Source organism: Paraburkholderia sp. JHI2823, assembly GCF_038900695.1.
Classification (GTDB): Bacteria; Pseudomonadota; Gammaproteobacteria; order Burkholderiales; family Burkholderiaceae; genus Paraburkholderia; species Paraburkholderia mimosarum.
Window position 1 is genome coordinate 1 of the sequence record NZ_JAYMRY010000198.1, and the last position, 572, is coordinate 572.

General features: G+C 67.5%; 1 pseudogene. It reads right to left on the bottom strand.

The features are described 5' to 3' along the window. Nucleotides 1-572: pseudogene (locus VSR34_RS38290) on the bottom strand (hypothetical protein); the annotation flags it as partial.

Below are 572 nucleotides of genomic sequence, written 5' to 3' on the forward strand. Positions count from 1 at the left end.
GATGGTCGCCGTCGAGATCGCCTGCGTCTGCACCGAGCTCAGCGTGCCCGTCAGGCTTTCAAGCTGCGCCGTGGACATTGCCGCAACCTGCGCCGTCGTCAGCATCGCCGTGCTCAGCGACGCGACGTTCGTACCCAGCGACTGGATGTCCTTGGTGGTCAGCGCCTGCGACTGCGCCGTGCTCAGGCCCGAAAGGTTCAGACCCAGCACACCCGTGGTGCTGAGCGCACCGACCTGCGCCGACGACAGGGCCGACGAGATTGCCGATACCTGGCCGGCGACGAGCACACCTACCTGGGCAGTCGACAGCATGGCCGTGGTCAGCGACGCGACGTTCGTACCCAGCGCCTGGATGTTCGTCGTCGAGATCGCCTGCGTCTGGGCCGTGCTCAGCGAACCCGTCAGCGATTCGATCTGCGCGGTCGTCAGCGCTGCCACCTGCGCCGTCGTGAGCGACGACGTCGTGAGCGAGGCCACTGCCGTGCCCAGCGCCTGGATGGTCGCCGTCGAGATCGCCTGCGTCTGCACCGAGCTCAGCGTGCCCGTCAGGCTTTCAAGCTGCGCCGTGGACA